The 26,574-nt window shown below is 45.3% G+C and carries 22 protein-coding genes; 14 read left to right on the top strand and 8 right to left on the bottom strand.

Translation table 11 applies throughout. The annotated features are described in order from the left end of the window. Positions 1-106 precede the first annotated feature (106 nt). The 6 genes from BQ7480_RS13050 to BQ7480_RS13025 all read left to right on the top strand — a co-directional run bounded on the left by BQ7480_RS13050 (position 107) and on the right by BQ7480_RS13025 (position 7,992). Positions 107-1,210, top strand: a complete 1,104-nt coding sequence (locus BQ7480_RS13050) for a TlpA disulfide reductase family protein (protein ID WP_072543210.1) — start codon at positions 107-109, stop codon at positions 1,208-1,210. An 8-nt stretch (positions 1,211-1,218) separates the two neighbouring features. After that, the gene (locus BQ7480_RS13045; protein WP_072543209.1) at positions 1,219-3,543 is read left to right on the top strand and encodes a TonB-dependent receptor family protein; all 2,325 of its coding nucleotides are present in this window, start codon (positions 1,219-1,221) and stop codon (positions 3,541-3,543) included. 10 nt (positions 3,544-3,553) lie between these two features. Next, positions 3,554-4,084: a DUF4858 domain-containing protein gene (locus tag BQ7480_RS13040; RefSeq protein WP_072543208.1), complete on the top strand. Its 531-nt coding sequence runs from the start codon at positions 3,554-3,556 to the stop codon at positions 4,082-4,084. A gap of 85 nt (positions 4,085-4,169) precedes the next feature. Further along, complete coding sequence (locus tag BQ7480_RS13035) at positions 4,170-4,496, top strand: hypothetical protein (protein WP_139255778.1); 327 nt, start codon at positions 4,170-4,172, stop codon at positions 4,494-4,496. Positions 4,497-4,513: 17 nt separating this feature from the next. Beyond that, positions 4,514-7,117 carry a carboxypeptidase-like regulatory domain-containing protein gene (locus tag BQ7480_RS13030; RefSeq protein WP_161946437.1) on the top strand — a complete coding sequence of 868 codons (2,604 nt, stop codon included), beginning with the start codon at positions 4,514-4,516 and terminating at the stop codon, positions 7,115-7,117. 47 nt (positions 7,118-7,164) lie between these two features. After that, positions 7,165-7,992, top strand: a complete 828-nt coding sequence (locus BQ7480_RS13025; RefSeq protein ID WP_072543205.1) for a GLPGLI family protein — start codon at positions 7,165-7,167, stop codon at positions 7,990-7,992. A gap of 39 nt (positions 7,993-8,031) precedes the next feature. On the opposite strand, the gene BQ7480_RS17900 is transcribed toward BQ7480_RS13025, so the two are convergent. Continuing rightward, positions 8,032-8,178, bottom strand: a complete 147-nt coding sequence (locus tag BQ7480_RS17900) for a hypothetical protein (RefSeq protein WP_154670766.1) — start codon at positions 8,176-8,178, stop codon at positions 8,032-8,034. Positions 8,179-8,255: 77 nt separating this feature from the next. On the opposite strand from BQ7480_RS17900, the gene tnpA reads away from it, so the two are divergent. The 4 genes from tnpA to BQ7480_RS13000 all read left to right on the top strand — a co-directional run bounded on the left by tnpA (position 8,256) and on the right by BQ7480_RS13000 (position 11,456). Further along, on the top strand, positions 8,256-8,579 hold the full coding sequence (gene tnpA, locus BQ7480_RS13015; RefSeq protein WP_072542632.1) for an IS66 family insertion sequence element accessory protein TnpA: 324 nt from the start codon (positions 8,256-8,258) through the stop codon (positions 8,577-8,579). Beyond that, positions 8,572-8,940 (top strand): IS66 family insertion sequence element accessory protein TnpB, encoded by a 369-nt coding sequence (gene tnpB / locus BQ7480_RS13010; protein ID WP_022233133.1) that lies wholly within the window; start codon positions 8,572-8,574, stop codon positions 8,938-8,940. The genes tnpA and tnpB overlap by 8 nt, the downstream gene beginning before the upstream one ends. Before the next feature lie 88 nt (positions 8,941-9,028). Beyond that, positions 9,029-10,660: an IS66 family transposase gene (gene tnpC / locus BQ7480_RS13005; RefSeq protein ID WP_072543203.1), complete on the top strand. Its 1,632-nt coding sequence runs from the start codon at positions 9,029-9,031 to the stop codon at positions 10,658-10,660. 103 nt (positions 10,661-10,763) lie between these two features. After that, the gene (locus tag BQ7480_RS13000) at positions 10,764-11,456 is read left to right on the top strand and encodes a GLPGLI family protein (RefSeq protein WP_072543202.1); all 693 of its coding nucleotides are present in this window, start codon (positions 10,764-10,766) and stop codon (positions 11,454-11,456) included. Positions 11,457-11,644: 188 nt separating this feature from the next. On the opposite strand, the gene BQ7480_RS12995 is transcribed toward BQ7480_RS13000, so the two are convergent. Next, positions 11,645-12,754, bottom strand: a complete 1,110-nt coding sequence (locus BQ7480_RS12995) for an OmpA family protein (protein ID WP_083581823.1) — start codon at positions 12,752-12,754, stop codon at positions 11,645-11,647. Between the two features lie 78 nt (positions 12,755-12,832). Then, positions 12,833-15,613, bottom strand: coding sequence for a PL29 family lyase N-terminal domain-containing protein (locus tag BQ7480_RS12990; protein WP_072544030.1), 2,781 nt, complete (start codon positions 15,611-15,613; stop codon positions 12,833-12,835). 1,179 nt (positions 15,614-16,792) lie between these two features. Between BQ7480_RS12990 and BQ7480_RS12985 the strand changes: the two genes are divergently transcribed. Further along, positions 16,793-18,295: a glycoside hydrolase family 10-like protein gene (locus tag BQ7480_RS12985; protein ID WP_072543201.1), complete on the top strand. Its 1,503-nt coding sequence runs from the start codon at positions 16,793-16,795 to the stop codon at positions 18,293-18,295. A gap of 212 nt (positions 18,296-18,507) precedes the next feature. After that, positions 18,508-19,116: a porin family protein gene (locus BQ7480_RS12980; RefSeq protein ID WP_072543200.1), complete on the top strand. Its 609-nt coding sequence runs from the start codon at positions 18,508-18,510 to the stop codon at positions 19,114-19,116. Positions 19,117-19,279: 163 nt separating this feature from the next. Here BQ7480_RS12980 and BQ7480_RS12975 read toward each other — a convergent pair whose 3' ends face one another. From BQ7480_RS12975 to BQ7480_RS12960, 4 genes are read right to left on the bottom strand one after another with little or no spacing between them, the layout of a single operon-like run. Next, complete coding sequence (locus BQ7480_RS12975; protein ID WP_072543199.1) at positions 19,280-20,053, bottom strand: prephenate dehydrogenase; 774 nt, start codon at positions 20,051-20,053, stop codon at positions 19,280-19,282. Positions 20,054-20,068: 15 nt separating this feature from the next. Continuing rightward, positions 20,069-21,139, bottom strand: coding sequence for a bifunctional 3-deoxy-7-phosphoheptulonate synthase/chorismate mutase type II (locus tag BQ7480_RS12970; RefSeq protein WP_072543198.1), 1,071 nt, complete (start codon positions 21,137-21,139; stop codon positions 20,069-20,071). 24 nt (positions 21,140-21,163) lie between these two features. Further along, on the bottom strand, positions 21,164-22,354 hold the full coding sequence (locus BQ7480_RS12965) for a pyridoxal phosphate-dependent aminotransferase (protein WP_072543197.1): 1,191 nt from the start codon (positions 22,352-22,354) through the stop codon (positions 21,164-21,166). After that, the gene (locus BQ7480_RS12960) at positions 22,329-23,171 is read right to left on the bottom strand and encodes a prephenate dehydratase (RefSeq protein WP_022354602.1); all 843 of its coding nucleotides are present in this window, start codon (positions 23,169-23,171) and stop codon (positions 22,329-22,331) included. Before BQ7480_RS12960 ends, BQ7480_RS12965 begins: the two co-directional genes overlap by 26 nt. Positions 23,172-23,525: 354 nt before the next feature. Between BQ7480_RS12960 and BQ7480_RS12955 the strand changes: the two genes are divergently transcribed. After that, complete coding sequence (locus tag BQ7480_RS12955; protein ID WP_072543196.1) at positions 23,526-24,695, top strand: MalY/PatB family protein; 1,170 nt, start codon at positions 23,526-23,528, stop codon at positions 24,693-24,695. Between the two features lie 85 nt (positions 24,696-24,780). Here the strand turns inward: BQ7480_RS12955 and BQ7480_RS12950 are convergent, their stop codons facing one another. Then, positions 24,781-25,734, bottom strand: coding sequence for a tetratricopeptide repeat protein (locus tag BQ7480_RS12950; RefSeq protein ID WP_072543195.1), 954 nt, complete (start codon positions 25,732-25,734; stop codon positions 24,781-24,783). A gap of 98 nt (positions 25,735-25,832) precedes the next feature. On the opposite strand from BQ7480_RS12950, the gene BQ7480_RS12945 reads away from it, so the two are divergent. Next, on the top strand, positions 25,833-26,540 hold the full coding sequence (locus BQ7480_RS12945) for a TapB family protein (RefSeq protein WP_072543194.1): 708 nt from the start codon (positions 25,833-25,835) through the stop codon (positions 26,538-26,540). Positions 26,541-26,574: the final 34 nt, after the last annotated feature.

Below are 26,574 nucleotides of genomic sequence, written 5' to 3'. Positions count from 1 at the left end.
ATTAAACATTAATCGTTTGTTGAAAGGATAATTTAGGAGACGTGTGGACTGGCATTCCGTAGATAATATCTACTTTTGAGGACAGTTCTTAAAATCATATTTTATAATGAAGTCTGTCAATCTCTTTTGGGCTGTCGTGTGGGCTATCGTCACGGCAGGTTGTGAAAATCACCAAGTAGTAAATATCGAAGGTGTATGCCAAGATTGTGCTGATGGAACTCCCGTAGAGTTATATTATCTTCAGAATGATTCTGCGATTATTGTAGGTCGTGATACCTTACTTCATGGAAAATTTAATTTTAGCTTAAAAGAGAATGCTGAGATGGCCTATTATCTCTCAGTCAATGACACGCTGAATCCAGTGAGGGGAATGTTGTTTCCCGAAAAAGGGACGGTAAAAATAGCATTTGACTCAGCTTTTCATGTATCGGGCACACCCATGAATGACCTTTACAACGGTTACCTGACAGAAACCAGTAGAATCGAAAAAATGGGAGAGAGGGAATACCGCAGGAGCATAGAAGGAAAAGACAATCCGGATACATCGGTGTATGATTCTCTGGCGCAGGTCTACACCGAGTATAAAGTAAAGTTCCAGCTTGATAATATACACAATATTGTGGGCAGGACTGTATTTGTCAATGAAATCGGTTCTGTGTATGACCCTCATTTCCTCGAAACCTATCCTACGCTGCCGGAAGAAGTGAAAGCCGACAAAAAAGTACAATGGTACTATGAGCTTCGCCTGGATATGGACCGGAAACAGAAGGAGCTGGATGCCAAGATTGGTACGAAGATAAAGGATATGGAATTTCCGGATGTCGATGGAGTAAGAAGGAAGCTTTCCTCGTTTATTCCTCAAAACGGATACTTGTATATTGACCTATGGTCTTCCGGCTGTGCTCCCTGTATTGCAGAGTTTCCTGAACTGGAAAAGACATACAGCCAGTATAAGGAAAAAGGACTGGATATCCTTCTGATTTCGATAGACAAGAACAGGGATGAATTTCAGTCGGCCATGAAAAAATATCAGATAAAGTTTAATTCTCTGATTGATACAACGGAAGGTCAAAGGGTGAAAGAGAATTTTCCTTTCTCCGGCATACCGCATGGTATTCTGATTAATAGTAACGGGGAGATTGTGGCAAACCAGCTTCACAATGGATTATTGAAAAAGAAATTGGAGGAGCTGGCCAATAGCAAGTCTTGATTTAATTCATGAAAAAGTCATTTTTTACTATAATAGCCAGCCTGATTTTGCTGCCGGCTTACAGCCAGTATGCTGTCAAAGGAAAAATCATGGACTCAGAGAATGCAGTGATGCCGATGGTGAATGTGGCATTCCTGAACCAGACGGACAGCACCCTTGTCAGCGGAGCAGTATCCGACTCTTGCGGGATATACAGCACATCGCTTGCCGGGGGCGACTATCTTATCCGCTATTCTTATCTCGGTTATAAGACACAGTATAAGAATATTCAAATCAGCGCGAATCTAACTTTGCCTGTGGTGCGGATGGAAGTGGCACAGACGGAGCTGGAAGGAGTGGAAGTGACCGCATACAAAAAGCCTTTCAAGCTGGACCGGGATGGACTCATAGCCGATGTGCCGAATACGATTCTCGCTAAAGAAACCACACTGAATGACCTGCTTTGTAAGCTACCGGGCATACAGCAGCGGGGCAGCGACATTGAAGTAATCGGGAAGGGAACGCCCACTTATTATCTCAACGGCAGGGAGGTGACAGACCGGACCGAACTGGATAATCTGGCTATCGACCAGATTCAATCCGTCAAGCTGGTTACGAATACAGGTGTGCACTATCATTCAGAGCAGCGGGCGGTGATTGAAATCAAGACCAAACGGCTGGGAGAAGGACTGGCCTTTAATGTCAAGGGGAATCTGTTGCAGGGAACGCATTTCAGTCAGAATTATCAGATGAACGGAAGTTACAACGATAAGAACTGGGATTTCTTTCTCTCCTACAATTATAACCGTGGAAAGAAGGATTCGGATCTTGACATTTACCAGCAGACCCAAAGTGACACTGTCTGGAACCTGACCAACCTGAACCGGAAGCGCATCTTTCAAGAAAGTCATGCCTATACGGGAGGGGTATCTTATCATTTTTCGCCGGAATCGGAAATCGGATTGAAATATGAAGGCAAATACAGTCAGGGTAACACCTTCTCGAACGATACCCTTTCCATGATACCAGACAAAGGAGTTTCTACCTTCATCAGGAATCTCGGTGAGGTGGGTGACAAGTCGGTCAGCAACCATCTTAATCTGTATTATACAAACGACTGGGAGAACGGCTGGAGGATGAACGTATACGGAGATTATCTTCATAAGACCGACCGCAGCCAGGGTAATATCCGTGAATGGGAAAGTGACCGTTCGGAAACCTCTATGGACTATTACCGCAAGGCAGACTGGGATTTGTTTGCGGCCAAGTTCTCCTTGTCGTATGAAACGGAGAAGGCGGGAACTTTCAGCCTCGGTTACGATTTCAGCCACACCAGCGGAACCGACTATATAGAATATGTCCGTGCGTTGAATAATGGCCGTACACGTAATACGGAGATGAAGAATTCGGTCTACCTGTCATACGATTATACCTGGAAGAATCTGTCGTTGGGGGCAGGCTTGCGCTACGAACAGATACGGAGTGACCTGAAAGAAACTCATGAAAACAAGAGCCAGGACCAGACTTATCACAATCTACTGCCCTCTGTATCGCTGGGTTATAATACGGAGAAGCTGCAACAGTCCCTAACTTACTCCATTCATACGGAACGTCCGCCGTTTGATATGATGAACGACAACGCGGTGTACACAGACCGGTTTACCTATCAGAAAGGAAATCTTTATCTGAAGCAGGCCCTGACTCACGACCTGAACTATATGCTGTTTTATAAGTTTCTGTTCCTGAATTTGAATTATACCCTTACCCGCAATCCGCTGGTTACGGCTTTCTACAGTATGCCGGGAAACTCGGCGGTGACGGTCAGCTACATGGATAATTTCGATAAAATGCACAATTTGACGGGTATGGTCAATGTGCAATATCCTGTGAAGTGGTGGATGCCTTCCCTCACGCTGACCTGCATGAAGACTTTCTTCCATTACCCCGGCCCGGATGGAACTACCCTGAAAGCAGGACGCCCGCTGGTAATGCTGAACTTCAACAACAGTTTCACACTTCCTGCCGGATTCCTGTTGTCTGCCGATTTTAATTATGGGTCCAAAGGATATTATCAGTTGTACGAATCGAAGAGTTATACCTCCTTCAACCTGAGCCTGAAGAAATCGTTCCTGAATGACAGGCTTCAACTTTCGCTGGATGGGTACGACATCTTCAACAAGAACAATACACGTGCTTCAGCCCGTCTGAATGATATTATCATGTACAGTGTAGGAAAGGAAGACACACGGAAAATCGGCTTTACAATCACCTACCGTTTCCGTACCGAACGGACAATGAACAACCAGAGTGCGGCTGAAAGTGAAATGTCGCGATTGAATATGGGTAATCAATAGAAAACGACGAATGAACAGTATCCAACGATATATGGTTTTGAATTCCTTTTTGCTGGGAGTGATACCGGCAATGGGCCAGCAAAAGGAAGACAAGGAAATCAAGCTGAATGAGGAAGCGATAAAGCACATTCAGTTTGACTTCCTTCCAGAGAATATGGAGCATTATAACAAGCCTCTGGAAGCTCCGTTGGAAAAGAAATGGATGGAAGTGGACAACCCATTCGAAAGAGGTATCCCCCGAAGTTTGACAGACACCTTTATGGTGAGGAAGCCAAAGGGATATATCCGTATGTGTCCTTATTCTATCTGGACAAAGCGGGGAGAGGACCCTGTATATGATGTAACCATGGAAGGCCGTCCTCCAGAACTCATTATGAATGAGGGTCCGGACCTGAGCAAAAAGATTCAGACAGATTACGGGCATACCCTGAGACCTTCCACGGGCAGAATGTACGATATGCTGAATAACTCCACACCCATTGAAGTGGACAAAATCTTCAAGAAATATATAAGACCAATTTTTAAGAAAGATAAAAAGTGAACTCGTATTCTTTTTATTCCAAAATAAACATATAAATTAGACACAGAATCTTACCCATAAAGGATTACAGATGAATTTATATAATATGAGACTTAAACTAATTGTTCTGCTGACTTGCTGCATCATGCAGGTGGGCTGTGCGTCCCTTTGGGGAGTGCAGAACAGTAAATTCACTTCCGAAAAGATTGAAATTGGAATGAGTAAAAAGGATTTTCTGGCGCTTGTTGGTGAACCCTACGCGAAGGAAATGACAATGGACATGCATAACCGTCCCCTTGAACGGTTGCTGTATCAGGAAAGTCTTTACGACCGGGAATGGTACACTTTGACTACGGCATTTACTTTTCAGGATGGAAAACTGGTGAGTCAGGAAGTGATAAACAAAGAATATGTAGACAGAAAGACTCATTGATAAACCTTGACAATGCGATGAAGAACACACTTCTTCTCTTGATGCTGTATGTTCCGTTTCTTGTAAACGCCCAATCACGTACCCTCTCAGGAAAGGTCTCCGATAAGGCGACTGCTTTGCCTATTGGAAGAGTGAATGTGATGGTTTATGTAGAAGAGACAAACAAGCTTGTCAAGTTTGGGACAACCGGAGAGGATGGACGGTTTGCCATCCAATTGGCTGAAAATCTGACCGCCCCCATGTATGTCCGGTTCTCATGCATCGGCTATGAGACCTGCAAGAAGAGATTGGAAGAAGGGAAAGAGATGGAAGTCTTTCTGTCTCCCAAGGATATAGAAATCAAGGAAGTGGTGGTAAAAGTACCGAGGGTCCGCCTGCAGGGAGATACGATAAAGTATGATGTGCAGCTTTATTCAAAGGAGGGAGACCGCGCCATCGGAGATGTCCTGAAAAGGCTTCCCGGTATAAAAACATCGGAAGACGGTAAGATAAGCTACAATGGAGTACCGATTAACCGCTTCTATATAGAGAACAGCAACCTGTTGGGTACCCAGTATGGAATAGCCACCAACAATATCCCTCAGAAGGATGTGGCAAGTGTGGAGGTCATGCAGAACCATCAGCCCATAAAGGTGCTCGAAGGGCTTGTCTTTTCCGACCAGGCTGCCATTAACCTGAGATTGAAATCCGGTGCCAGGATGAAATGGATCGGCACCTTGAAGGCGGCAGGAGGTATCGGAGACGGGGAAGGACTATGGAATGGAGAAGGAACGGCCATGCGTTTCAGCAAAGGGTTTCAAACGTTGAATACCTTGAAATCAAACAATACGGGACAGGACATCTCAAAGGAATTGAACTCCTTCAATCGCAATGAAATAATCAATGGCCCCAATCTATTGAGGGAGTATATTGACATCACACCACCTTATTCATTAGGACTGTCGAGAGAGCGAGAACTTCAGAACCGGACGCATCAGGTGACATCTCACAATCTGTTTAAGTTGAAGAGCGGTCAGGATATAAAGTTCAGTCTGACCTATCAGAACCATCGTGAGAATACCTTGAAGAAAACCCAAAGCGTTTATTATGATCCGGCCGGCAATGAGCAATGGAGGATGGAGGAGGTGGAAGACGGAAATTTTCACAAGAATGTGCTCAATGGGAAGGTCTCAACCGAAATCAACAGGAGCGACTATAATCTTACGGAGAATCTGGATGTGTCGCTGGACTGGAAAGACCGGGACGTGCGGCTGGGCGGCTATCAGTCTAACAGCCAAAATATGTATGAGGGAGGGAAGAAACTCGCCAACGACCTGTTTCTGATGAAAAGAAACGGGAAGAAGTTCGTCAATTTCACTTCTTATCTTTTGTATCAGGCTCAGCCGCAAAGACTGAGTGTATCCAGGGAGGAATCGGCTGTCATGCAGCATATCCGGCCCTCAGAATTTTTTACAGACAATTCCGTCAGTTGGGGTGCGGTGAGTGGCCTTTTCACTTTTGACTTCAAGTCCAGTCTTGGCGGTATATTCCGGAAGTTCGAATTGGATTCATACGGTTTGGAGGCAGCGAATGTGGCGGAACGGAACAATATGGAGATGGGATTTGTCAAGACCGGTTTCAGTCCGGAAATGAAATACCAGGATGAGAAGCTGGTCGCCACCCTGAGCCTTCCCCTCAATTATTACCATTATCGCAGTGAGGCGGACAACAGCGCGTTGCGCCACGACAAGCTTTCATGGCAGACCTCACTCTATGCGGAATATCGATTGAACAGCAGGTTGAAGATTCAGGCCAGAGGAGACTACAGGGAGAATCCGGTCAGTCTGTCCGGCTTCTATCCCGGCTCCGTGCTGACCACTTACCGTACACTGACGGAAGGACTGACAGATTTCTTTCATACGGTGGATGCGTCTGTGGATGGCAGAATAGAATACAATATACCGCTGAGCGAGTTCTTTTCCAGCATCAGGTTCCGAAAATCCTGGAACCGTTCGCCGTACACCGTGTCTCAGCGGATGCAGGACCAGTATATTCTGTCAGGATATGTGGATGTTCCGCAGAAAGCGAATACGACGAATCTGGACTTCAGTGTCACCAAGGCTACCGGATGGGCGAAGGCAAAGTTTACGTTGGATGGCGGATGGTCACGCAGGGATGCATTTCTGTTCCGAAGCGAAGGGAAGGTGGAGAGCCGTCAGGATAATTTCACCCTGAGTCCGGAAATCGACATGAATGTCCTTTCGTGGATGAACGTCAATTATCGGATGGGATTCTCGCATACCAGGTTTCACATTAGTGACAGTGAGGAGAAGGAGAAAACTTACCAGCTTCAGCAGAAGCTTTCTGTCAGGTTCCTGCCTTCCGAAAAATGGAGCTTTACGGTATGTGGAGAACACTTTGCCAACAAAATAAGCCAGACCGATACCCGGCATTTCTTTTTAGGGGACATACAGGCCACTTATAAGGCGACGAAACGGCTGCACATAGACTTTCATCTGAACAACCTGTTCAACGAAAAAGAATACGCCTATACGACCTTCCTGCCGGATGCCACTAAAATAAGCAGGAGCTATACGATTCGTCCGAGGAATATCATGGTGGGTGCGTACATTTTGTTTTAGCCCTTGAGCTTTTGCCTGGTTTTTATGACTTAAATACATTACGCGATATGAAGAAATTGTGGTTGCTTTTGATTCCTTTGGCTTTCTCCCCGTCCTTATGTAAGGGGCAGCAGAAAAAGGTACTTGAACCGGCATTGCTCGAATGTCATTATACACATCTGGTTAAAAGGGATACTCTGACAGAGAACGATATTCACAGAGACAGTATGATTCTTCGGCTGGGCAAACGGTTCACTTCGTTTGTCAGTTACTATACTTGTCAGGATGATTCCATTGAGGTTCTGCCGGGGCATGCAAGACTGAAATTGCAGCGCTTCCACGCAAGGGTGTCTAATTTGGATTCCATCCGCAGAGCCGGCATCTCTACGACCAGCGAATACCTGTACAAGGACAGGCAAAAGGACTCCTGTTATGTATATGGGAGAGTTGGAGAAATAGGAAGAAAAGAAGCCGTGGTGGTGAAAGAGAAGATACCTGTAATGAAGTGGATGCAGCAGGACTCGGTGAAAATGGTGTGCGGGTATCGGTGCCGGAAGGCGACAACCAGTTTCAGGGGAAGGACGTATGTGGCCTGGTATACTCCGGATTTGCCTTTTCAGGAAGGTCCCTGGAAATTGTGCGGCTTGCCCGGTCTCATACTGGAAGCCTACGACAAGGACCGGCATTATTTCTATTCTGCGGCCGAGATAGTTCTCTCTCCCGGTTATCCGGTCACATTCTATAACTGGTATGAAAAGGAGCATAAGCCGATGGAACGGACGGAATACCTGGCCCGTCTGTATCAGCAGGAAAGCCAGTATCCCATTGTATATCAGGGGACGGAACATGGATATGACTTGCAGGAGAAAGATTATAAAAACAATATTGACTTCTAACAGAATCTGATGATGAGAACATTATTGACGCTTTTTATTTTAATGGGCTGCACCAGTGTGTGGGGGCAGATTGACAGATATATCCAAGCATTGGAACCATCCATAATGGAGTGTGAATACGACTGTACGGAACAGACTGATACGTTGGGTACGGATGTCACTACCGAAAGAGTGATCTGTAAGCATTCGGACAAATGCACCTTTTACACCTTGAGGTTTGATTGTAGCTTTGCGGCAGCGAATACAATCAAACCTCAATTATTATGAATAGACTGGAATTTGAAGAATTGGAATTACAGGTACAACAAAGCGGCCTGCCGTTGAAGTCGTACCTACAACAGATAGGTATAAGTTATTCAACCTATCATTACTGGCGTAGAAAATGTTCGGTTGACAGGAACAGTGTTAAACAGGAGCTGGTTCCCATCAGTCTTAAACAGTCAGTCATGGAATCGTCCCCTGAAGGACAAGTGCCGCATGGTGTGTCCGTTCTGTTTCCCAACGGTCTTCGTGCCCACTTCGGGAACGGGTCAGAAGAGATACTGATGGAGCTGTTCACCCAAAGTCTTCGAGGCGGCCATGTTTAACCTGAACGACACGATGCGCTACTTCCTGTGTCCTGGCAGGACAGATATGCGCAAGGGTATCAGTTCGCTGTGCGGAGTGGTACATGAGAAGATGAACAGCGAAGTGAAGAACGGGGATGTCTTCATCTTCATCGGTTCCAGCCGCAGGCTCATGAAACTGCTTCATGCAGAAGACGGAGGTATGGTGATGTATGTAAAACGCCTGGAGGCGGGCCGCTTCAAACTGCCGGAGTACGATCCCCAATCAAACAGCTATCCCATGGAATGGCGCGACCTGGTGATGATGGTCGAGGGCATTCAGGAAAATCCGCAGCAGAGGCTCCGGCGCCTGAGGGCAGAGCGCAAGGAATATCATGTATAATATGCTTCCGGAGTGAACAAAAGTGCGGATATTATTGTGTAATCCGCTTATATTTAGTATATTTACATAAACAAAACAGATGCGGACAATGGAAGAAAAGGATATACTGCTCAAGACGATAGAAGGGCTGAATGCCTCCATTGCTTCGTTGTCTGCCACTAATAAGGATCAGGCGGAACAGATTAAGAATCTGCAGGAACGAATCAAAGAGCTGACGGCTCAGATTGCATGGCTGAACCGCCAGCTCTTTGGGCGTAAGACAGAAAAGCTTCCCGTATATAATCCCGATATGCCCGACCTTTTTGCCGAAGAGTTTGCCGGACTCCGGCATCAGGCGGAAGAAAAGCGTGACGGGGCCGTGGAGCAGATAGAAAAGGAACTGGTGGAAGTCCGGAAGCAGAAGCGTCAGAACCGCAAAATGACAGAGGATCTGCCCATACTCGAAACCGAGGTTATAGAGCCGGCCGGTGTGGACCTGTCCTTATATCGTAGGATTGGCGAAGAGGTAACCAAAGTGGTCAAGCACAAACCGGGGATGCTCTATGTCAAGGAAATTATCCGTCCCAAATATGCGCTCAAGGACAGCACCCGGCTTCCTCCCGCAGGGCAGAAAGGCGTGGAGATTGCCCCCATGCCGCTGATGCCCGTCGACAAGTGCATCGCCGACACCAGCCTGCTTGCCGAGATACTGCTTCAGAAGTATGAATATCACGTCCCGTTCTACCGGCAGATACAGCAGTACCGGCATCTTGGGATGAAAGGCCTTACGGAAAGTACGCTGGACGGATGGTTCAAAAAAACGGTGGAGCTGCTCAGGCCTCTGTATGAGGAGCTCAAGAAGGAAGTCTTTTCCTGCGACTATGTACAGGCGGACGAAACCACTGTTCCGGTCATCAACAAGGAAAAGCACAGGGCCGACAAGGAATACCTGTGGATGGTAAGGTCGGTCATGAAGAAACTGGTCATCTTCCATTACGACCAGGGATCGCGTGCCGGAGCGGTCATCGAATCCCTGGCAAATCAATATCACTTCAAGGGTTATCTTCAATGCGACGGTTTTGCAGGCTATGAGACAGCCTTCAGAACCAACCCCGACGTGCGGCTGCTCAACTGCCTGGTGCATATCCGCCGTCATTTTGAACAGGCTCTGGATGAAAACCGGGAGATGGCCGAACATGGCCTGACCCAGATACAGCATATTTACCGGATTGAACACTGCTGCGATAAGGCGGGCCTGTCGTACGACGAGCGGAAGACGAAGCGCCGGGAACTGGCCGGACCTGTCATGAATACCATAAAAGTGTGGATGGAAACGGAAGGAATCAAGTACAGCCCCAATTCCCAGATCGGGAAAGCCATCACGTATGCCTATACCCGATGGGACAACATGATGGGATGTCTGGAGGACGGACGCCTGCTCTGGGATAACAATCTGGCTGAAAATGTCATCCGGCCGATTACTCTGGGACGGAAAAATTACCTCTTCTGCGGCAACCATGAGGCAGCGGCTAATATGTCGGTCATCTGTTCCCTGCTGGCCACCTGTAAGGCACATGATGTAAACCCAAGGGATTATCTGAATGATGTCATCGCCCGAATGCCCTATCACAAAAAGGCTACTCATGAGGAACTGCTGGAACTGCTTCCACATAAATGGAAGCTGCAACATCCGGAAAGTGCATTGACAAAACAAGAGGAGGAAGCCGGCAACCGGTGCTGACTGCAACATATAGGTTCAATAAAATAATAGCGACTGCAACTATTAGGTTTATAGTGACAGTCGCTATTGTTGTATATAAAGTTCAATACCTGTAGTTTAACAAATGCTTACAGTGATCTTGCGTATCGGGAAAACAATCAGCCAGTGTTACGGTTACCCCATGTTTTATAATGATTCCTTGTTCTACGATCCCACAGGACGCAAAATATGGGGTGAAATGATGATAGGGAATATCCGAAAAAGGGACTATGCCTCTTTGCCCATACCCAGAATCCTGCATGACTATATTTATAAGAATTATCCGAAGGGTAAGATGACCTCACAGGTGATGCTTGGCACCACAAATGGAATCGTTAATTGTCATATAGAGGGAGAATATGTACCACAGGACTGGGTTCTTCGGGACAGTATCAGAACCATTCAAGGGTATGCCTGTCAACTGGCGACCTGTCACTATCATGGCCGTGATTATGAAGCCTGGTTCACACCGGAAATTGCTGTAAGTGAAGGGCCTTGGAAATTCAACGGGCTGCCAGGGCTTATACTGGAAGTATATGATACAAAGAAGCATTACCAGTTCAAGCTTGTGGGTTTAAGGAAGGAAGCCCCGGATGTATGCCTGTTTAAGTTCAGGGACCACGAGGAAAAAATTGACCGTATAAAATATCTAAGGATGGAAGAGAAGGCGGAAAATAGAGGGATAACCGTAAAGCAGAAAGGGAGCGAAAGGGCGATAAGGAAAAATGCCCAGGGTCAGATTATTGCACATGACTTTATGGAAACTGACTATCATTGAAGCTATGATGGCAATACAGAAGATGGTGGGGCTTTATGGTTTCCCGGCGGCGTTGAATTTCCAGAAATAGTACCAAGAATTATTCCCTTCTTGTCAACCTTGGTGATATTAAGAAAAGGAGTGCCCTCATCTCCCTACGAGAGGGAGAGTGACACCCCTTTTGCATGTTATGAAGAGTTAAATGGAGCTTATTCAGCTATACAGATACTTACACGGTTCTCTTCTATTGTGCTAAATGGCTGTACCGTATCACCTTTGTGGTCTATTATGATACGCTGGCTGTCAATGCCTTTATCTTTCAACATCGCACCCACAGATTCTGCACGTTTTTTAGAAAGACGTTCGTTGATATCTGCATTACCTGTCTGCTTGTCTGCATAACCACAAATTGTAACTTTGCAGTCCGCATGGTTCTTCATGAATTCTGCCAGTCTTTCAATTTTCTGTTCTTCTGATGTACGTATCTTAGACGAGTTAATGTCAAAGAAGATGTTTTCTGTCATGCTGACCTTTTCTTTTTTCACAGGAGCCGGCTCTTGCACCTGTTTCGGCTCTTCCTTGACAGGAGGTGCCGGTTGCTGCGGAGTGGGTTCGTAATATACTGGCTCTGTCTTGCGCGAAGTCTTTCCGAACTTGATTGTAAATCCGGCCAGTGCGTTGAACTGCCAGTCGACATTACCCGCCTTCTTTGAGTTGAACTTATCCGACAGTATATTGGAATTTACTTCAATGTTGAAGAACAGATTTGAAGTCAGTCGCAGGTTGGTTCCTAATCCGAATCTACCTACTGGGCTGATTTTGTTGTCTTTCCATAGGTAACGCAATTCATAGCCTTTGTTGGCTAATGCAACAGCTTCATCGTTATTGAACGCTCCATTCAGACCCACACCTGCAAACAGGTATGCATTGAAGAAACGGTCTGGATTGTAGTGGCAGAACAAATTGCTCAAATCCAATGTGGCATCTACGTTTCCTTGCAGGTAATTGTACTTGTATACCTGATTATAGGCAACCCATCCTCCTTTAGCCTGCCAACCACTTATTCCGACACGCAGTCCCCAGAGCGGTGTAAACTGATAGCCCCCGTAGATGGCAGCTGCCGGAGAGATTAAATCCCCGAATTTTGCTTCACCACGGGTATGTGCGGCACCGGCCTGTACTTGCATAAACCAGTGAGGAACAAACTCAGTCTTTCCTTCTTCCTTGATTTGCAGGGAAGATTGATTGCTGGTTTGGGCTGTTGCGGCAAATGTACTAGCTACTAGCATAATTGCCATAATTTGTCTTTTGGCTTTCATAGGCTAATCTTTTAAGCAAAAAGGGAGAATGACAATGCCATCCTCCCTCCTTTGCTAATTAATGAATTAGGCTGTTAATTATTTTTCTGCTGTCAATACAACAGGGATTACACATTGAACTTCTGACAAGTCTGCAAATGTAATAGTTGCAATTACATGTAATGTATAATCTTTAGTCAATCTAGCTCCTTCATTCTTCCATGTAAATTTACCTGTTGAAGCATCCACATTCAAGATAGATCCAGCTGACATATTCTTAATAATTGTCTGGTAATCTGCATTTGTTTCATCGAATGCGTATTTTACAGTAGGTTTATCTACATGATAAGTATTTGTTGCTTTAGATGTCAATGTTAATCCTGTTCCAACATAATGGAAGATAGCATCTTTTTCTAAGTCGTTGACTAATACTTCTGTAGCAACATCTGCTGTATTTTCTCCTACTCCATTACCATAAACTTTAATGCTATTACCGTTTACACCAACGAACGGATTAATGAATTTAATATTGTAATTGTAGTTGCAATATTCACCATTAACTAATTCAATCTGGTATGTCATATTCTTAATAGACTCGGCAGTAGTCATTGCACCATCCAATGCTACAGTGAAGTCTTGTGCTTGTTCACCCATTGGAGTAACTCCAGTTACGCCTGTAGCCCATTCAAATGTCAATCCATTTGTAGTTAATGCATTAGGAGCTGTTGTTGCGTAATAGTTGAAGATATCTTTACCATTTAGCTTTTCAAAATGTTCACTTACAACAGATGACATTTCCCATTTGTCACTCGGATTCAACTGACCTTTGACAACGATTGTGTTTTCACCTTCTTTATACAATGGGTTCAAGTTGAATGCTGCACAAGTTTCTTTTACATAGAATGTCTGGGTTAAAACGACATTACCTCTTGCCTTGATATTGTCAGATGGGATTGTAATAGTTACTTTGTATTCAGCTCCCTTACCATTCACATCTTTATAAGTGTTTTGAGTCTTAACCAAGTTGTTGATGCTAACTTTAATGTTAGAAGTTTCAGTGCTTTCTACGTTGTTCAATCTTATATCAAAGTAAATACCACTATTGTTAAATGAAACTAATTCATCGGCGTTACCCTGCTGGTTGATGAGAGTTACAGTATTACCAGCCTTATTAGTTGTAGTTACTTGGATTTGATAAACATCGTCTTTACCTCCGTAATACTTCCAGAACTCTTTTGAAGTTAAGTTTGTCTTACCATAGATGACGTTGTTTACTTCTGTCCACGGCATTTCACCAACTTTTGTTGTAGCACTTGTTAAATTATTATATGCAAATGCCATTTCATTACCGATATTTCCTGTGATATCTGGTTGATCTTCACCTTCTTCAATAGTCTCAACTATGTTAAGTTTAATATAAGATGAAGCAACTAATCTCTTCACACCTGCGTTTGATGTCAGGAAAGCATCTACACGGACAACAGGAGTTTTTCCAATTGCTGGGATTAAGCTTTCAGTAAGATGATCTTTGTTTACAGAAACTACACCATCTTCCATTTTAACATACCATTGCTGGTTTGTATTTTGATCATCTTTTGCTTTGTATTCTTCCGGAAGTGAGAATTCGTAACTCATTCCTGTAAAGCCTAAATCAGAGATGAATTCACCTTTTTTGCTAGAGTACAATCCAGCACGCTTCTTCAAATCGATACTACCGTTATAATAGAAATCGAAGTTTGTAGCATCTGTTAGTTTTACGAATTCCTGGATAAAATCACTTGATTCACCTTTAGCTATACTCTTGGTACGTGGATAGAAGCCTTTGAATGAGCCTGCATTCAATGTTGCCATACTATCTGCTAACAGGACATCTATCGGAGTTGATTCTACATAAATATAGTCTGATGTAACAGGATTCTGACCAGCCCATACTTGTAATGCTGCGATATCTGATTCTTTGTTATCTGTACTTAATGCACTCGCATTGATAGTTGTCTTAACAGAAACAGTACCTTCTTTATCATTCCAAGTATAATCTGCACAATTCAATAAACTCGTTTTATCAGCAGCTGAACGAGTTGCAACTTGGCGATTGATAAATGCCAAAACTGCGTCCTGAATATTTGCATTGCTTGGGTTCAATCGGTATGCAGTTTCAATAATATTAGATTTATCAAAACCAGCTTGAGGGCTGAATGCTCTTGTTGTTGGGTCATATTTGGTTTCATCTAAATAAGTTGCTAAGTGTAAGAACTCATCCGTTGTAGTTGGATAAGGTACCTCATTGCTGACAACTTCTGGGATGAAAGCAACAGAACCAAGCTGTACACCTACATTAAAACTTATATCGCCAGTTTCCCCATTGCCTAAATCAACATTTGATAAAGTTAACTGGGTGCCATTAAATACAGCTGACATGCTACCACTCTTCCAGCTGATATCAGTAGATTCAACCTTTTCGCCATCTTTATAGATGTCAAAGCAGCCAGTTGTTGTATTGGGAACATAATATTGACCGTTTTCTCCGGCGGCTCCATTTGTTCCAACAGCTTTCCATTCTGTTATATTATTATTCTTGTACCAATAACCATCAGAGCCAATAGTCCACGTATCTCCCGTAGTGCCATTTTCTCCATTTTTGATTGAATACTTTTGACCGTCAGAAAATTCGATTTCAAATCCATTTTCTATTGACGTAACAGATTTAATGGTTTTCCCATTTTCAATTGCAGATTTCAGGTCTGCTACCGATGCTTCAATTGCGTCAACCCTTTGTGTCAAAGAGTTGATGTCATCATCGTAATCTGAACAAGAAGTTACCATACCCCCTGTGAGAAGTAAACTTCCCAAGATCAGGGCTCCATAGACTCTTTTTTTCATAGTTCTTAAAAGTTTAATTAAAAATATGTTTTCTATCTCTTTGGTGTTAAAGGATTTTGTTCCCTTAGCATCGTGATGTAAAGTTAGCCGCATTTGGCTTGTTTTGCTTGTCTAAATATAGATTATTGCGTTTATTCATGAAGAGACAAATTACAAAATGTAAATAGACAAATTTTATGATTCTACTAATCAATGAACCTTTCCGCGAAGTTTTGTCCTTTCGTGTATATATGATGGCGTTTTTTTTCTTTTTGTTTAAATTGCTTGTCAAAGTATATTGTGTGTGCTAATTATACAAGCCCTATTGAGCCATTCTGATTGATGTTTGAGGTTGAAAAAAGTTTTTGTTTTTTCTCTCTGTATGTAGGCTATTATTCAAATATTGGACTTAGCGCAATAAATTTCATTGATGTGTCCCGACAGCTATAGGGGTGAGGCCTGTCTGCCGGGGGAGGTTCTGCATAGCAATATCGGGCTGTAAATATCTTTTGTGCTTTCTACTTTTGGCATTCGTTCCTTTCGGCAAGCGGGTGCTTTTTGTCTTGTAGAATAGCTGAAAATGTGCAGAAATACAACTGTAAATAAGCTGTATATGGCTGATTATATGGTCAATATAAATGAAAATGTGTCCATTTTTTTACAAAAATATTTATCCGTGTTTTTCAATACTGCTAAAATATAATAAATAATTCACATGCCAAAGATTATATTTGTTCATTCGTGTATTTATTTGTTTGATAATTAGAATAATATCCTGTTTCACAATAGAGATTGTCGTATTTTTGAGCTGTCAGTAACTTGGTCGGGAATCCATAAATCCAGTGGTAGTTCTCTCTTTTTCTGTATGTCTTTGCTTTTTCTCTGTTTCACAGTGTGGTTTTTGTGTTCCACAGTGTGAAATATATATCCCACACTGTGGTTCTTATATCCCACAGTGTGAAACAGAGAATTTATCCTGAAGTTTATCCTTTTATGTGGGTGTATTTTGAAGAATTATGCCTGTCCGATTGCTCTTATTGGGACAGGCAGATGTGGATAGGGAGGTAAATGGTAGATTTTGAAAGAACTGCGGCTATAATTATGCAACGGTATCTGCTTTTAAAGCATTAATTCATTATCTTTGCGGCTTAATCGGGCAATTGTCCGGAAAGGGAAAAGGATATGATAAAATTTACAGATATGAAGACTAGACTATTGATGTGGCTGCTCCTGCTGGGAAGCCTGTGGGCAGGCAGCGTGCATGCGCAGGTGCGTTATCCCAAGCGGGAGTTCCGCGGAGCATGGATACAGTGTGTGAATGGACAGTTCCAAGGAATGCCTACGGAGAAGATGAAAAAGGTGTTGGTGAGCCAGTTGGACAATTTGCAGAAAGCCGGCATCAATGCCATCATTTTCCAAGTGAGGGCGGAAGCGGATGCATTGTATAAATCGCCATACGAACCGTGGAGCCGCTTTTTGACCGGTGTGCAGGGAAAGGCTCCTTCGCCTATGTGGGACCCGTTGCAGTTCATGATTGAGGAATGTCATAAGCGGAACATGGAGCTTCATGCGTGGATCAATCCGTATCGGGCCAAGACGAAGGGTACGGGTGCGTTGTCGCCGATGCATCCTTATAACCAGCATCCGGAATGGTTCGTGCAGTATGCCGGACAGCTGTATTTCGATCCGGGATTGCCGGAATCCAGAAAATATATCTGCAAGATTGTGCGCGACATTGTGAGCCGTTACGATGTGGATGCCATTCACATGGACGATTATTTCTATCCTTATCCGAATCCGGGGGAGGATTTTCCGGATAATGTCAGTTTTGCCGCGTATGGCCGTGGATTTACCCGTCGGGCCGACTGGCGCCGGGACAATGTGAACGTTCTGATTAAGGAGATTCATGAAACGGTACGTGAATGCAAGCCGTGGGTGAAGTTCGGGGTTTCTCCGTTTGGGATTTACCGGAACCGGAAAAACGATCCGAACGGAAGTGAAACCAACGGATTGCAGAACTACGATGACTTGTATGCCGATGTGCTGCTGTGGGTGAACAATGGTTGGGTGGACTACAATATCCCGCAGATTTACTGGGAAATCGGACACCCGGCAGCGGATTATGAGACGTTGATTCGCTGGTGGGCACGTCACGCAGCTGCCCGTCCGTTGTATATCGGTCAGGATGTAGTGCGTACGGTATCCAAGGCAGATTTGATGAATCCGAACCAGAGCCAGATACCGGCCAAGTACAATTTGCAGCGTTCTTTGCCGACCGTAAAGGGAAGTTGCCAGTGGTATGCGGCGGCTGTGGTAGAGAACAAGGGGCATTACCGGGATATGCTGGTGAAAGAATACCACAAATATCCGGCGTTGCTTCCTACTTCGCCGTTCATGGACGACAAGGCTCCGGGTAAGGTACGCAAGCTGAAGCCAGTGTGGACAGCAGACGGTTACATTCTGTTCTGGACGGCACCGAAAGCCAAGACGGAGATGGACAAGGCTTATCATTATGTGGTGTATCGTTTCGGTAATAAAGAGAAGGTGAATTTGAATGACCCCTCTCACATTGTGGCTATCACGCACGATGAATTTTATAAGCTGCCGTATGAAGACGGCAAAACGAAGTACCGTTATGTGGTGACTGCACTCGACCGCCTGCATAATGAATCGAAGAAGGTATCGAAGAAAATCAAGCTGTAAAGCGTAGAACTTAAAAATAGAAGTGTTCCTTTTTATTTATTTTCTGGTCTGTTTTTAGTGAAAATGAACAAAAAGGAACACTTATTTTTTATATTTAGAAAGGTTTAGAGTTTGGTGAATGGAAACATGGCCGAATGGCGAGTCTCTATGTTTCTTTAAATAAATGAATTTGTTTCGAAGGAGACAGAAACGTAACTTAAGATTTATAGGCTATGAAAAAAACATTATTGACTTTGTTATTGGGCTTGCTGGCTATTGCAGGTTATTCTCAAGCAAGATTTGACATTCATGGAGGTATGTCAATGGCGAACATCACGAACAGCGAGGCGGATATGAAAGTGGGTTATACGCTGGGAGTAGGTATGGATTATGCTTTTAATGAAATGTGGTCTTTCCAGTCTGGATTAAACTTTACCAGCAAGGGTTGTAAGACAAGTGAGGAAGGAGTCGATGCAAAGATAAATCCGGTGTATCTGGATATTCCGTTGCTGGCAGCTGTAAAGATAAATATTGCAGAGAAAAATCGTTTTGTGGTTAACTTTGGTCCGTATGTAGGATTTGGCTTGGGTGGAAAAATGACTGTCGAATCTAGTGGGGCAGAAATAGGCACCAAGTTGTTTAAAAAGGTTGGTAACAGTGATGAGGCCATGATGAATCGCTGTGCTGTAGGGTTGCAGTATGGTATCGGGTTTGAACTGGACGACCATTATTTGATTAACTTGACCGGACAGTACGGATTTACCAATATGATTAAGGACAGTTTTGCAGATGAAAGTAACAAGAACCTGGCTTTCTTGCTGACGGTAGGATATCGCTTCTGATTGCAGATGAATATCTGTTGGAGATAATTGGAGATAAAAGGAATCTATTAGTGATTATATAAAAATCCTCCTGTTTTTAGCTTTGGTTTGTCTTGCATTCTATGGCTAAAGGCAGGAGGATTTTTATTTTCGTAATTTTGGTTTGAGGCCTTCTTTCGGTTTATTATTTGATGTTCTTTCGGATTTTGGTCAGATAGGCATGCATGCCTTCCGCGTCTTTCCGGCTGATGATGTCCAGCAGTTCGTTCAGTTCCGTACGGATACCTTCCACTTGTGCCGGCGTGCGGGGATTGAACAGGATTTCCTGCAAGAGGAAATCGTCTTCGCTCAGCACGCCTTGGGCAATGGCCATGTGGCGCTTGAAGGTGGTACCCGGAGCATCCTGATGTTTCATGACGGCCGCAAACACGAAGGTCGATACGAACGGGATGGACAAGGAGTAGGCCACGGTTTCGTCGTGTTCTTCGAACGTGTATTCAAAGATGTTCAGCTTCAGACGCTGGTAGAGGTCTTTGAAGAAAATCTTGCCCAAATGGTCGCCTTCCTTGATGATGATGGCGTTTTCGGTGCTCAGTTTGTCAAGGTTGGCAAACGTGGGACCGAACATCGGGTGAGTGGACACGTAACGGAAACCGCAGTGCTCGTAGAACTCCTTCAGTCCGGTTTTCACGGAAGCGATGTCGCTGATGATGCAGTCTTTAGGCAGGAGCGGAAGCACCTGGTTGAACGCATCGAGGGTGTATTTCACCGTGGCGGCATTGATGACCAGTTCCGGCTGGAATTCCTTGATTTCATCCGGTTGGGTAAAACGGTAGCAGTTGTACATGAAACGCAGGCGCTGGGGATTGACATCGTACACGGCCACTTCATGTTCAAAACTCAACACATCGGTAAAGAAGGAGCCCATTTTTCCGGCTCCTAAAATCAATATCTTCATTTCTCGCTCCCGTGCTTATTTGTTGATGATTTCCATTTGCTGACGGACACTTTCTTCGTGAATCAGCTCGAACACCTGTTTGATGAAATCCGGGTCCATTCCGCAGAGTGAGCCTTGTGCGCCTCGCTTGTCCAGAATTTCGTTGTAACGTCCGGTTTGCAGGATGGTCATGTTGTGTTCCTTCTTGAAGGTTCCGATTTCCCGGCACACTCGCATACGTTTGGCCAGTATGTCCATCAGTTCGTTGTCACATTCGTCAATCTGGCGGCGCAGTTCGTTCAGGTTTTCCGTGGTCTGGTGTTCCGAACGGATTACGAGCAGGTTCAGGATGTAGTCGAGGATGTCGGGTGTCACTTGCTGGGCGGCATCGCTCCATGCACATTCCGGATTGCAGTGTGATTCGATGATGAGTCCGTCGAATCCCAGGTCCATGGCCTGCTGGCAGAGCGGAGCAATCAGTTCACGCTTTCCGCCGATGTGGCTCGGGTCGCAAAGGATAGGCAGATTCGGAATACGACGACGCAGTTCGATAGGGATGTGCCACTGCGGCAGGTTGCGGTATATCTTTTTGTCGTAGGAAGAGAATCCGCGGTGGATGGCTCCGATACGTTTCAGTCCTGCATTGTTGATGCGTTCTAGGGCGCCAATCCAGAGTTCCAGATCCGGGTTGACCGGATTCTTCACATATACCGGAATGTCTACACCTTTCAGGGCATCGGCAATTTCCTGTACGGCAAACGGGTTGGCAGTTGTACGTGCGCCAATCCATACAATGTCCACGTCGGCTTTCAGGCATTCGTACACATGCTTGGCCGTAGCTACTTCCGTGGCCACGTACATGCCGGTTTCTTTCTTCACCTCTTTCAGCCAGGAAAGTCCTTCCACGCCGATACCTTCAAAGCCTCCCGGTTTGGTGCGGGGCTTCCAGATTCCGGCACGGAAAATCTTGATGCCTTTGTCGGCCAAGGCTCTGGCCGTAGTCATGACTTGCTCTTCGGTTTCAGCACTGCAGGGACCTGCAATAATCAGAGGGCGTTCCTGAGAAACACCTTCCAGTTCGATGGGTAATAAATCCAATTGTTCCATGGTAGTATTTGATTTTTGTAATGTTTATTTGTTCATAACTGCTTGAATGCGTTTCAGGGCCTCTTCCAGTTGGGGTTCTTTGGCGCAAAGTGAGATGCGGATGTAGCGTTTTCCGTTGCTCCCGAAGATGAATCCCGGAGTGATGAAGACGCGGGCCTCGTGAAGAATCTTTTCGGTCAGGTCTTCCACATCGGCGTAAGCGTCGGGGATGCGTCCCCAAAGGAACATGCCTACTTGTTCCGGGTCGAAGGTACATCCCAGGGTGTACATGATTTCTTCGGCCAGTTTCCGTCGGCGTGCATAGGTCTGGATGTTGGCTTCTTCGTGCCATTCCGCACTGTTGCGGTAAGCCTGAGCGGCAGCCAGTTGCAAGGGACGGAAGGTGCCGGAGTCAATGTTGCTCTTTATCTTCAGAATCCATTGCACGAAGGTGGCGTTGGTGGCCAGCATGCCCACACGCCAGCCCGGCATGTTGTGGCTCTTGCTCATGGAATTGAATTCGATGCAACATTCCTTGGCTCCCGGAATGTTCAGGATGCTGAGAGGCTTACGGTTCAGGATGAAGCTGTAGGGGTTGTCGTTCACTACCACCAGCTGGTGACGGCGGGCGAAGTCGACCAGTTTTTCGTAAAGCTCCAGCGTGGCATTGGCGCCTGTCGGCATGTTCGGATAGTTGGTCCACATGATTTTCACCCGGCTCAAATCCATCTTCTCCAGTTCGTCGAAGTCGGGTTGCCAATGATTGTCTTCCCGCAGATTGTAGTTCACGATTTCGCTTCCCAGAATTTTGTTTAGTGAAGTATAAGTGGGGTATCCCGGATTCGGAACCAGCACCTGGTCGCCCGGATTGACCAGTGCCAGGGTGACGTGCAGGATTCCTTCCTTGGAACCGATGAGCGGCTGGATTTCCGTAGCCGGATTCAGATCTACGTTGTACCATCTCTTGTACCAGTCGGCCATGGCCTTGCGTAGTTCTGGTATTCCCACGGTGGGTTGGTAACCGTGTGCGTCCGGCTTGCGGGCATTTTCGCACAGCACGTTGATGGTTTCTTCCGAAGGCGGCATGTCGGGACTTCCGATTCCCAGGCTGATGACGTTCTTTCCTTCGGCATTCATCTGTGCCACTTCTTTCAGCTTCCGGCTGAAATAATATTCGCTGACACTGCTTAACCGGTTGGCCGGCTCTATTTTATATGGTTGATTCTCCTTCTGCATATTCTCCTAAAATTTTAAGTGCTTTGGTTAATGGCATGACTGCATCAATGGATTGTTTGTATCTCAGGTAATCGTTGAACAGGACGTCCACGTAGAACAGGTATTCCCATTCCCTTCCGATGATGGGCAACGATTGTATTTTGGTCAGGTTGATGTGATAGAATGAAAAGATGGACAACACCTGCGAGAGGCTTCCTTCGCTATGTGGCAATGAAAAGACGATGTTGGCTTTATTGATTTTCGAACGGTCTTTCAGTTCGTCGGCCATCCAGGGGTCGCATACCACCAGAAAGCGGGTAAAATTATGCTTGTTGGTCTCGATGCCTTCCTGCAGGATTTTCATGCCGTAAAGTTCGGCGGCATACTTGGAGCAGATGGCGGCATGTCCTTTCAGGCCTTTTTCCTTGATGTCGCGTGCGCTGCCTGCGGTATCTTCCGTTTCTACTACTTTCAGTTGCGGGTGATGCTGCAGGAAATCCCGGCATTGTGCCAGTGCCACCGGGTGGGAGTTGACTTCGGTCAGTGTGCTCCAGTCTTCTCCGGGCAGGCACATGATGCTGTGGCTGATGCGCAGTTTGTGTTCTCCGATAATCGTTGCCCCGCTGTCTCGGAGCAACTCGTAATTGTGAAGGAGGCTTCCGGCAATCGTGTTTTCAATGGCAATCATTCCGATGACGCTGCTGTCTTTCCGAAGGGTGTCGAACACGTCTTCGAACGTGTTGCAGCAAATCAGTTCGATTTCCTCGTCCTTGAAAAACTTATGGGCTGCGATGTCATGGTACGAGCCCGGAACTCCTTGTATGGCTATCTTTTTCATCTTGTGTAATTATAACTATAAAAAAAGTCCCGCTCCATGGAAGCGGGACTTTGTATTATCATTTCAATTTAATTTTCTTCTTACCGTATGCATGCAAACTCCCGCTTCACTTCATTGCTAAAGTAAAAGAAATAAAAGTAAAAGAAGAAGTAAGATGCAAATGTTCTCATATTCTTGTTATTTTGTTGTTATTTCTGCTGCAAAAGTAATACTTTTCTTTAAAAAACAAATATTACATCAAATTTTTTCTACTCATTTTTAAAAAATACATTCGTAATGCCGGATGTGAAGGTATTTTCTTACCTTTGTTGTATAGAGATATTTCATTAAAAAACAGCCAAACAGATAAAAGACATGAACTATAATTTTGATGAAGTGATAGACCGTCGGGGTACTTGCTGCGAGAAAGTGGACGGTATGGTGAATGTGTGGGGACGTCCGGATTTGATTCCCATGTGGGTGGCCGATATGGATTTTGCCACTCCTCCGTTTATTCTGGATGCCATCCGCAAGCGTTGTGCACATCCGGTACTGGGATATACGTTCCGTCCGGACAGTTATTATCAGGCCATTATCGGATGGGTGAAGAAACGTTATGGCATGACGGTGCAGAAGGAAGAGATTAATTTTGTACCCGGCATTGTGCCCGGACTGGGAATGGCCATCAACTGTTTCACGGAGCCGGGGGATAAAATCATGATTATGCCGCCGGTGTATCATCCTTTTGCCTGGCTGGTGACGCGCAACAACCGCCGGCTGGTGGAGTGTCCGCTGAAAGGGGTGGACGGACATTACTGCATGGATCTGGATTTGATTCGTCGTTCCATTAAGGGTATACGGGTATTGATTCTCTGCAACCCTCACAATCCGGGTGGAGTCGTATGGAAAAAAGAAGAATTGCAGGAGCTGGCCGAAATTTGTGCCGACGACAACGTGATTGTGTTCTCGGACGAAATTCATGCCGACTTGACCTTGCCTCCTTTCCATCATACGCCGTTTGCCATGGTTTCGGAAAAGGCACGCAATAATTCCGTCACCTTCATGGCGCCCAGCAAGACGTTCAATATGCCGGGAGTGGCTGCTTCGCACACCTTTATACATAATGAGGCGCTCCGGGAACGCTTTGTGAATTATCTGGATGCCGGCGAACTGAATGCGGGTCATGTGTTTGCCTGGCCTGCCGTGACGGCTGCTTACACCGAAGGAGAGGAGTGGCTGGCGCAGTGTCTGGCGTATATTCAGGGAAATATTGATTATGTGGCAGATTATGTCGAGACCCATATACCTAAGATTAAGGTGATGCGTCCGCAGGCTTCTTACCTGGTTTGGCTGGACTGCCGGGAACTGGGACTTTCGCACGAGGACTTGAACGCTTTCTTTGTGGACAAGGCCGGACTGGCATTGAACGACGGAGAAATGTTTGGGAAGGAAGGGGCTGGTTTCATGCGGATGAATGTGGGCTGTCCGCGAATCACCCTCGAAAAAGCTTTACAGCAATTGAAAGCGGCTTACGACAAGCTTTGATTAGAAGACATATAAAAGAAACGGCTGTGGAAATCTTTTTGAAGAAGCATTCCACAGCCGTTTCTTTTATATATAAGAGCGTGAATCAATAAATCCCCGTCTGCAAGTTGTTCTTTTCAAAATTATCGAAATGACCGGAAATCAGATTCTCTTTCTCAGGAGCCAGTTCGATGGCTTTTTTCATGTCTTCTGTAGCTCCGTCCTTATCTCCCATCAGCAGACGTACCCGTCCTCTTTCCTGATACAGCTGAGCGTCCTGCGGTATCAGTTCGATGGCCTCCTGATAGTTCTCCAAGGCTTGGTCCAGTTTCTTCTCTTCTGTCAGCAAGTTTCCTTTCAATAAGTAAGCCTTTACGTTAAATGGGTTCAGTGAAATCACCTGATCCAAGCATCCTTCACCTTCTTCCGTTTGCCCGAGCTGGATGTGGATGGTGGCTTTCAGCAGAAGGGCTTCTTCCTCCTCCGGATTGAGTTTCAACACCTGCTCCAAGTCGTCTAAGGCGTCTTTTGCCTGACGCATTTCCCACAAAACCTCCGCACGGAGCAGGTAGGCTTCCGTATAACTTTCATTCTGGGCAAGGGCTTTGGTCAGCATCACGATGGCCTGCAATCCGTTTTTCATGCCGTGGGCCGCTTTTCCGGCCAGGTAGTAGGCCTGAGCGCTTTTATCATCTGCGGCGATGGCTTTCTGGCAGGCTTTTTCCATGCTGTCGTAATCTTCTTGCAGGAAGCATACGCTGGCCAATGACAGCAAGGCCGGCACATTGGTGTCATCCTTTGCCACGAGCCGGTCGAGAGTGATGCGCGCATCGTCCGTCCGGTTGGCCTGAAGGTAGGCGCTGGCCAGCAGTCCCAGTGTCTCGTTTTCGTCGTTGAGCGCTATCGCCTCTTCAAAACATTTGATGGCATAGTCCAGTTTTCCCATGTTACGGGCACGGATACCGTCGTATTTCAAAATGTCAAAATTTCTCTTGTCTTGCTTTTCCTGTTCGTTTTCATCGGATTGGCTTTTTCCGAATAAAGATGATAATAATCCCATGATATGCTTGATTTGATGTTTTTTCTGTGACAAAGATAGGCAGAAAAAAGAAAGAAATTTGTATGTTTGCACCGTATTTATTTTAAAAAGATGAATCTATGAAGAGGCTTATGTTTTTAGTCGCAGCCATTTTGAGCTGTCATTCCATGCAGGCACAATATTTCTGTACGACGGAAGGGACAGAATTGCACTATGTGAATTATGATGAGATTGGTCAGAGTACTTCCGACGAAACGATGACGGTGAGCAAGGTTGTAAAGGCGGACGGGAAGGTACAGGCTTCTTATTACGATAAGATTGTGACCACAAAGGCGAAGAATAATACCAGCTATACATTGTTCAACTGGAGCTACGATGGAACGAACACGGTTTGTACGGAAGACCTGATGTACGGTCCGTATGTGGATTCTGATTCCGACCCTGATAAGTATAATGAAGCGGCTCGTCTGGGATTGCTGGAGAAGCTTAAATTCAAAGGCGACAACTCGTTTACCATTAAAGATGGTGCCAAAGGAGGTGAGAGCATTCCCGACCGTTTCTATCAGGTGGTCCGCAACATGTTGAAAAACGAAGTGAATATTTCCGGTGCAGCTTATATGGGAAACGAAACCATCAGTACCACTGCCGGAAAGTTTGATTGCGTGAAGATTTCTTACCTGCAGCGTACGAAAATCGTACTGAAAACAACGACCCTGCGTGTCACGGAATGGTATGCCGAAGGGGTAGGACTGGTAAAATCGGAAGCATACGATACGAAAGGCAAACTGGACAGCAAGACGTTGCTGGTCAAGATTGTAAAGAAATAATTCGGAACGATATACATCCATACAAAGAGGCCGT

It is taken from the genome of Bacteroides mediterraneensis (genome assembly GCF_900128455.1).
In the GTDB taxonomy this organism is placed as follows: Bacteria; Bacteroidota; Bacteroidia; order Bacteroidales; family Bacteroidaceae; genus Phocaeicola; species Phocaeicola mediterraneensis.
Note: the sequence above shows the minus strand (reverse complement) of the source record. Positions and strands in the feature narration are given on the sequence as shown.

Excerpts from the sequence above, each read along its gene's own strand:
- BQ7480_RS13050 (WP_072543210.1), top strand. The coding sequence starts at position 107 with ATGAAGTCTGTCAATCTCTTTTGGGCTGTCGTGTGGGCTATCGTCACG.
- BQ7480_RS13045 (WP_072543209.1), top strand. The coding sequence starts at position 1,219 with ATGAAAAAGTCATTTTTTACTATAATAGCCAGCCTGATTTTGCTGCCG.
- BQ7480_RS13040 (WP_072543208.1), top strand. The coding sequence starts at position 3,554 with ATGAACAGTATCCAACGATATATGGTTTTGAATTCCTTTTTGCTGGGA.
- BQ7480_RS13035 (WP_139255778.1), top strand. The coding sequence starts at position 4,170 with ATGAGACTTAAACTAATTGTTCTGCTGACTTGCTGCATCATGCAGGTG.
- BQ7480_RS13030 (WP_161946437.1), top strand. The coding sequence starts at position 4,514 with ATGAAGAACACACTTCTTCTCTTGATGCTGTATGTTCCGTTTCTTGTA.
- BQ7480_RS13025 (WP_072543205.1), top strand. The coding sequence starts at position 7,165 with ATGAAGAAATTGTGGTTGCTTTTGATTCCTTTGGCTTTCTCCCCGTCC.
- BQ7480_RS17900 (WP_154670766.1), bottom strand. The coding sequence starts at position 8,178 with ATGCTTACAGATCACTCTTTCGGTAGTGACATCCGTACCCAACGTATC.
- tnpA (WP_072542632.1), top strand. The coding sequence starts at position 8,256 with ATGAATAGACTGGAATTTGAAGAATTGGAATTACAGGTACAACAAAGC.
- tnpB (WP_022233133.1), top strand. The coding sequence starts at position 8,572 with ATGTTTAACCTGAACGACACGATGCGCTACTTCCTGTGTCCTGGCAGG.
- tnpC (WP_072543203.1), top strand. The coding sequence starts at position 9,029 with ATGGAAGAAAAGGATATACTGCTCAAGACGATAGAAGGGCTGAATGCC.
- BQ7480_RS13000 (WP_072543202.1), top strand. The coding sequence starts at position 10,764 with ATGCTTACAGTGATCTTGCGTATCGGGAAAACAATCAGCCAGTGTTAC.
- BQ7480_RS12995 (WP_083581823.1), bottom strand. The coding sequence starts at position 12,754 with ATGAAAGCCAAAAGACAAATTATGGCAATTATGCTAGTAGCTAGTACA.
- BQ7480_RS12990 (WP_072544030.1), bottom strand. The coding sequence starts at position 15,613 with ATGAAAAAAAGAGTCTATGGAGCCCTGATCTTGGGAAGTTTACTTCTC.
- BQ7480_RS12985 (WP_072543201.1), top strand. The coding sequence starts at position 16,793 with ATGAAGACTAGACTATTGATGTGGCTGCTCCTGCTGGGAAGCCTGTGG.
- BQ7480_RS12980 (WP_072543200.1), top strand. The coding sequence starts at position 18,508 with ATGAAAAAAACATTATTGACTTTGTTATTGGGCTTGCTGGCTATTGCA.
- BQ7480_RS12975 (WP_072543199.1), bottom strand. The coding sequence starts at position 20,053 with ATGAAGATATTGATTTTAGGAGCCGGAAAAATGGGCTCCTTCTTTACC.
- BQ7480_RS12970 (WP_072543198.1), bottom strand. The coding sequence starts at position 21,139 with ATGGAACAATTGGATTTATTACCCATCGAACTGGAAGGTGTTTCTCAG.
- BQ7480_RS12965 (WP_072543197.1), bottom strand. The coding sequence starts at position 22,354 with ATGCAGAAGGAGAATCAACCATATAAAATAGAGCCGGCCAACCGGTTA.
- BQ7480_RS12960 (WP_022354602.1), bottom strand. The coding sequence starts at position 23,171 with ATGAAAAAGATAGCCATACAAGGAGTTCCGGGCTCGTACCATGACATC.
- BQ7480_RS12955 (WP_072543196.1), top strand. The coding sequence starts at position 23,526 with ATGAACTATAATTTTGATGAAGTGATAGACCGTCGGGGTACTTGCTGC.
- BQ7480_RS12950 (WP_072543195.1), bottom strand. The coding sequence starts at position 25,734 with ATGGGATTATTATCATCTTTATTCGGAAAAAGCCAATCCGATGAAAAC.
- BQ7480_RS12945 (WP_072543194.1), top strand. The coding sequence starts at position 25,833 with ATGAAGAGGCTTATGTTTTTAGTCGCAGCCATTTTGAGCTGTCATTCC.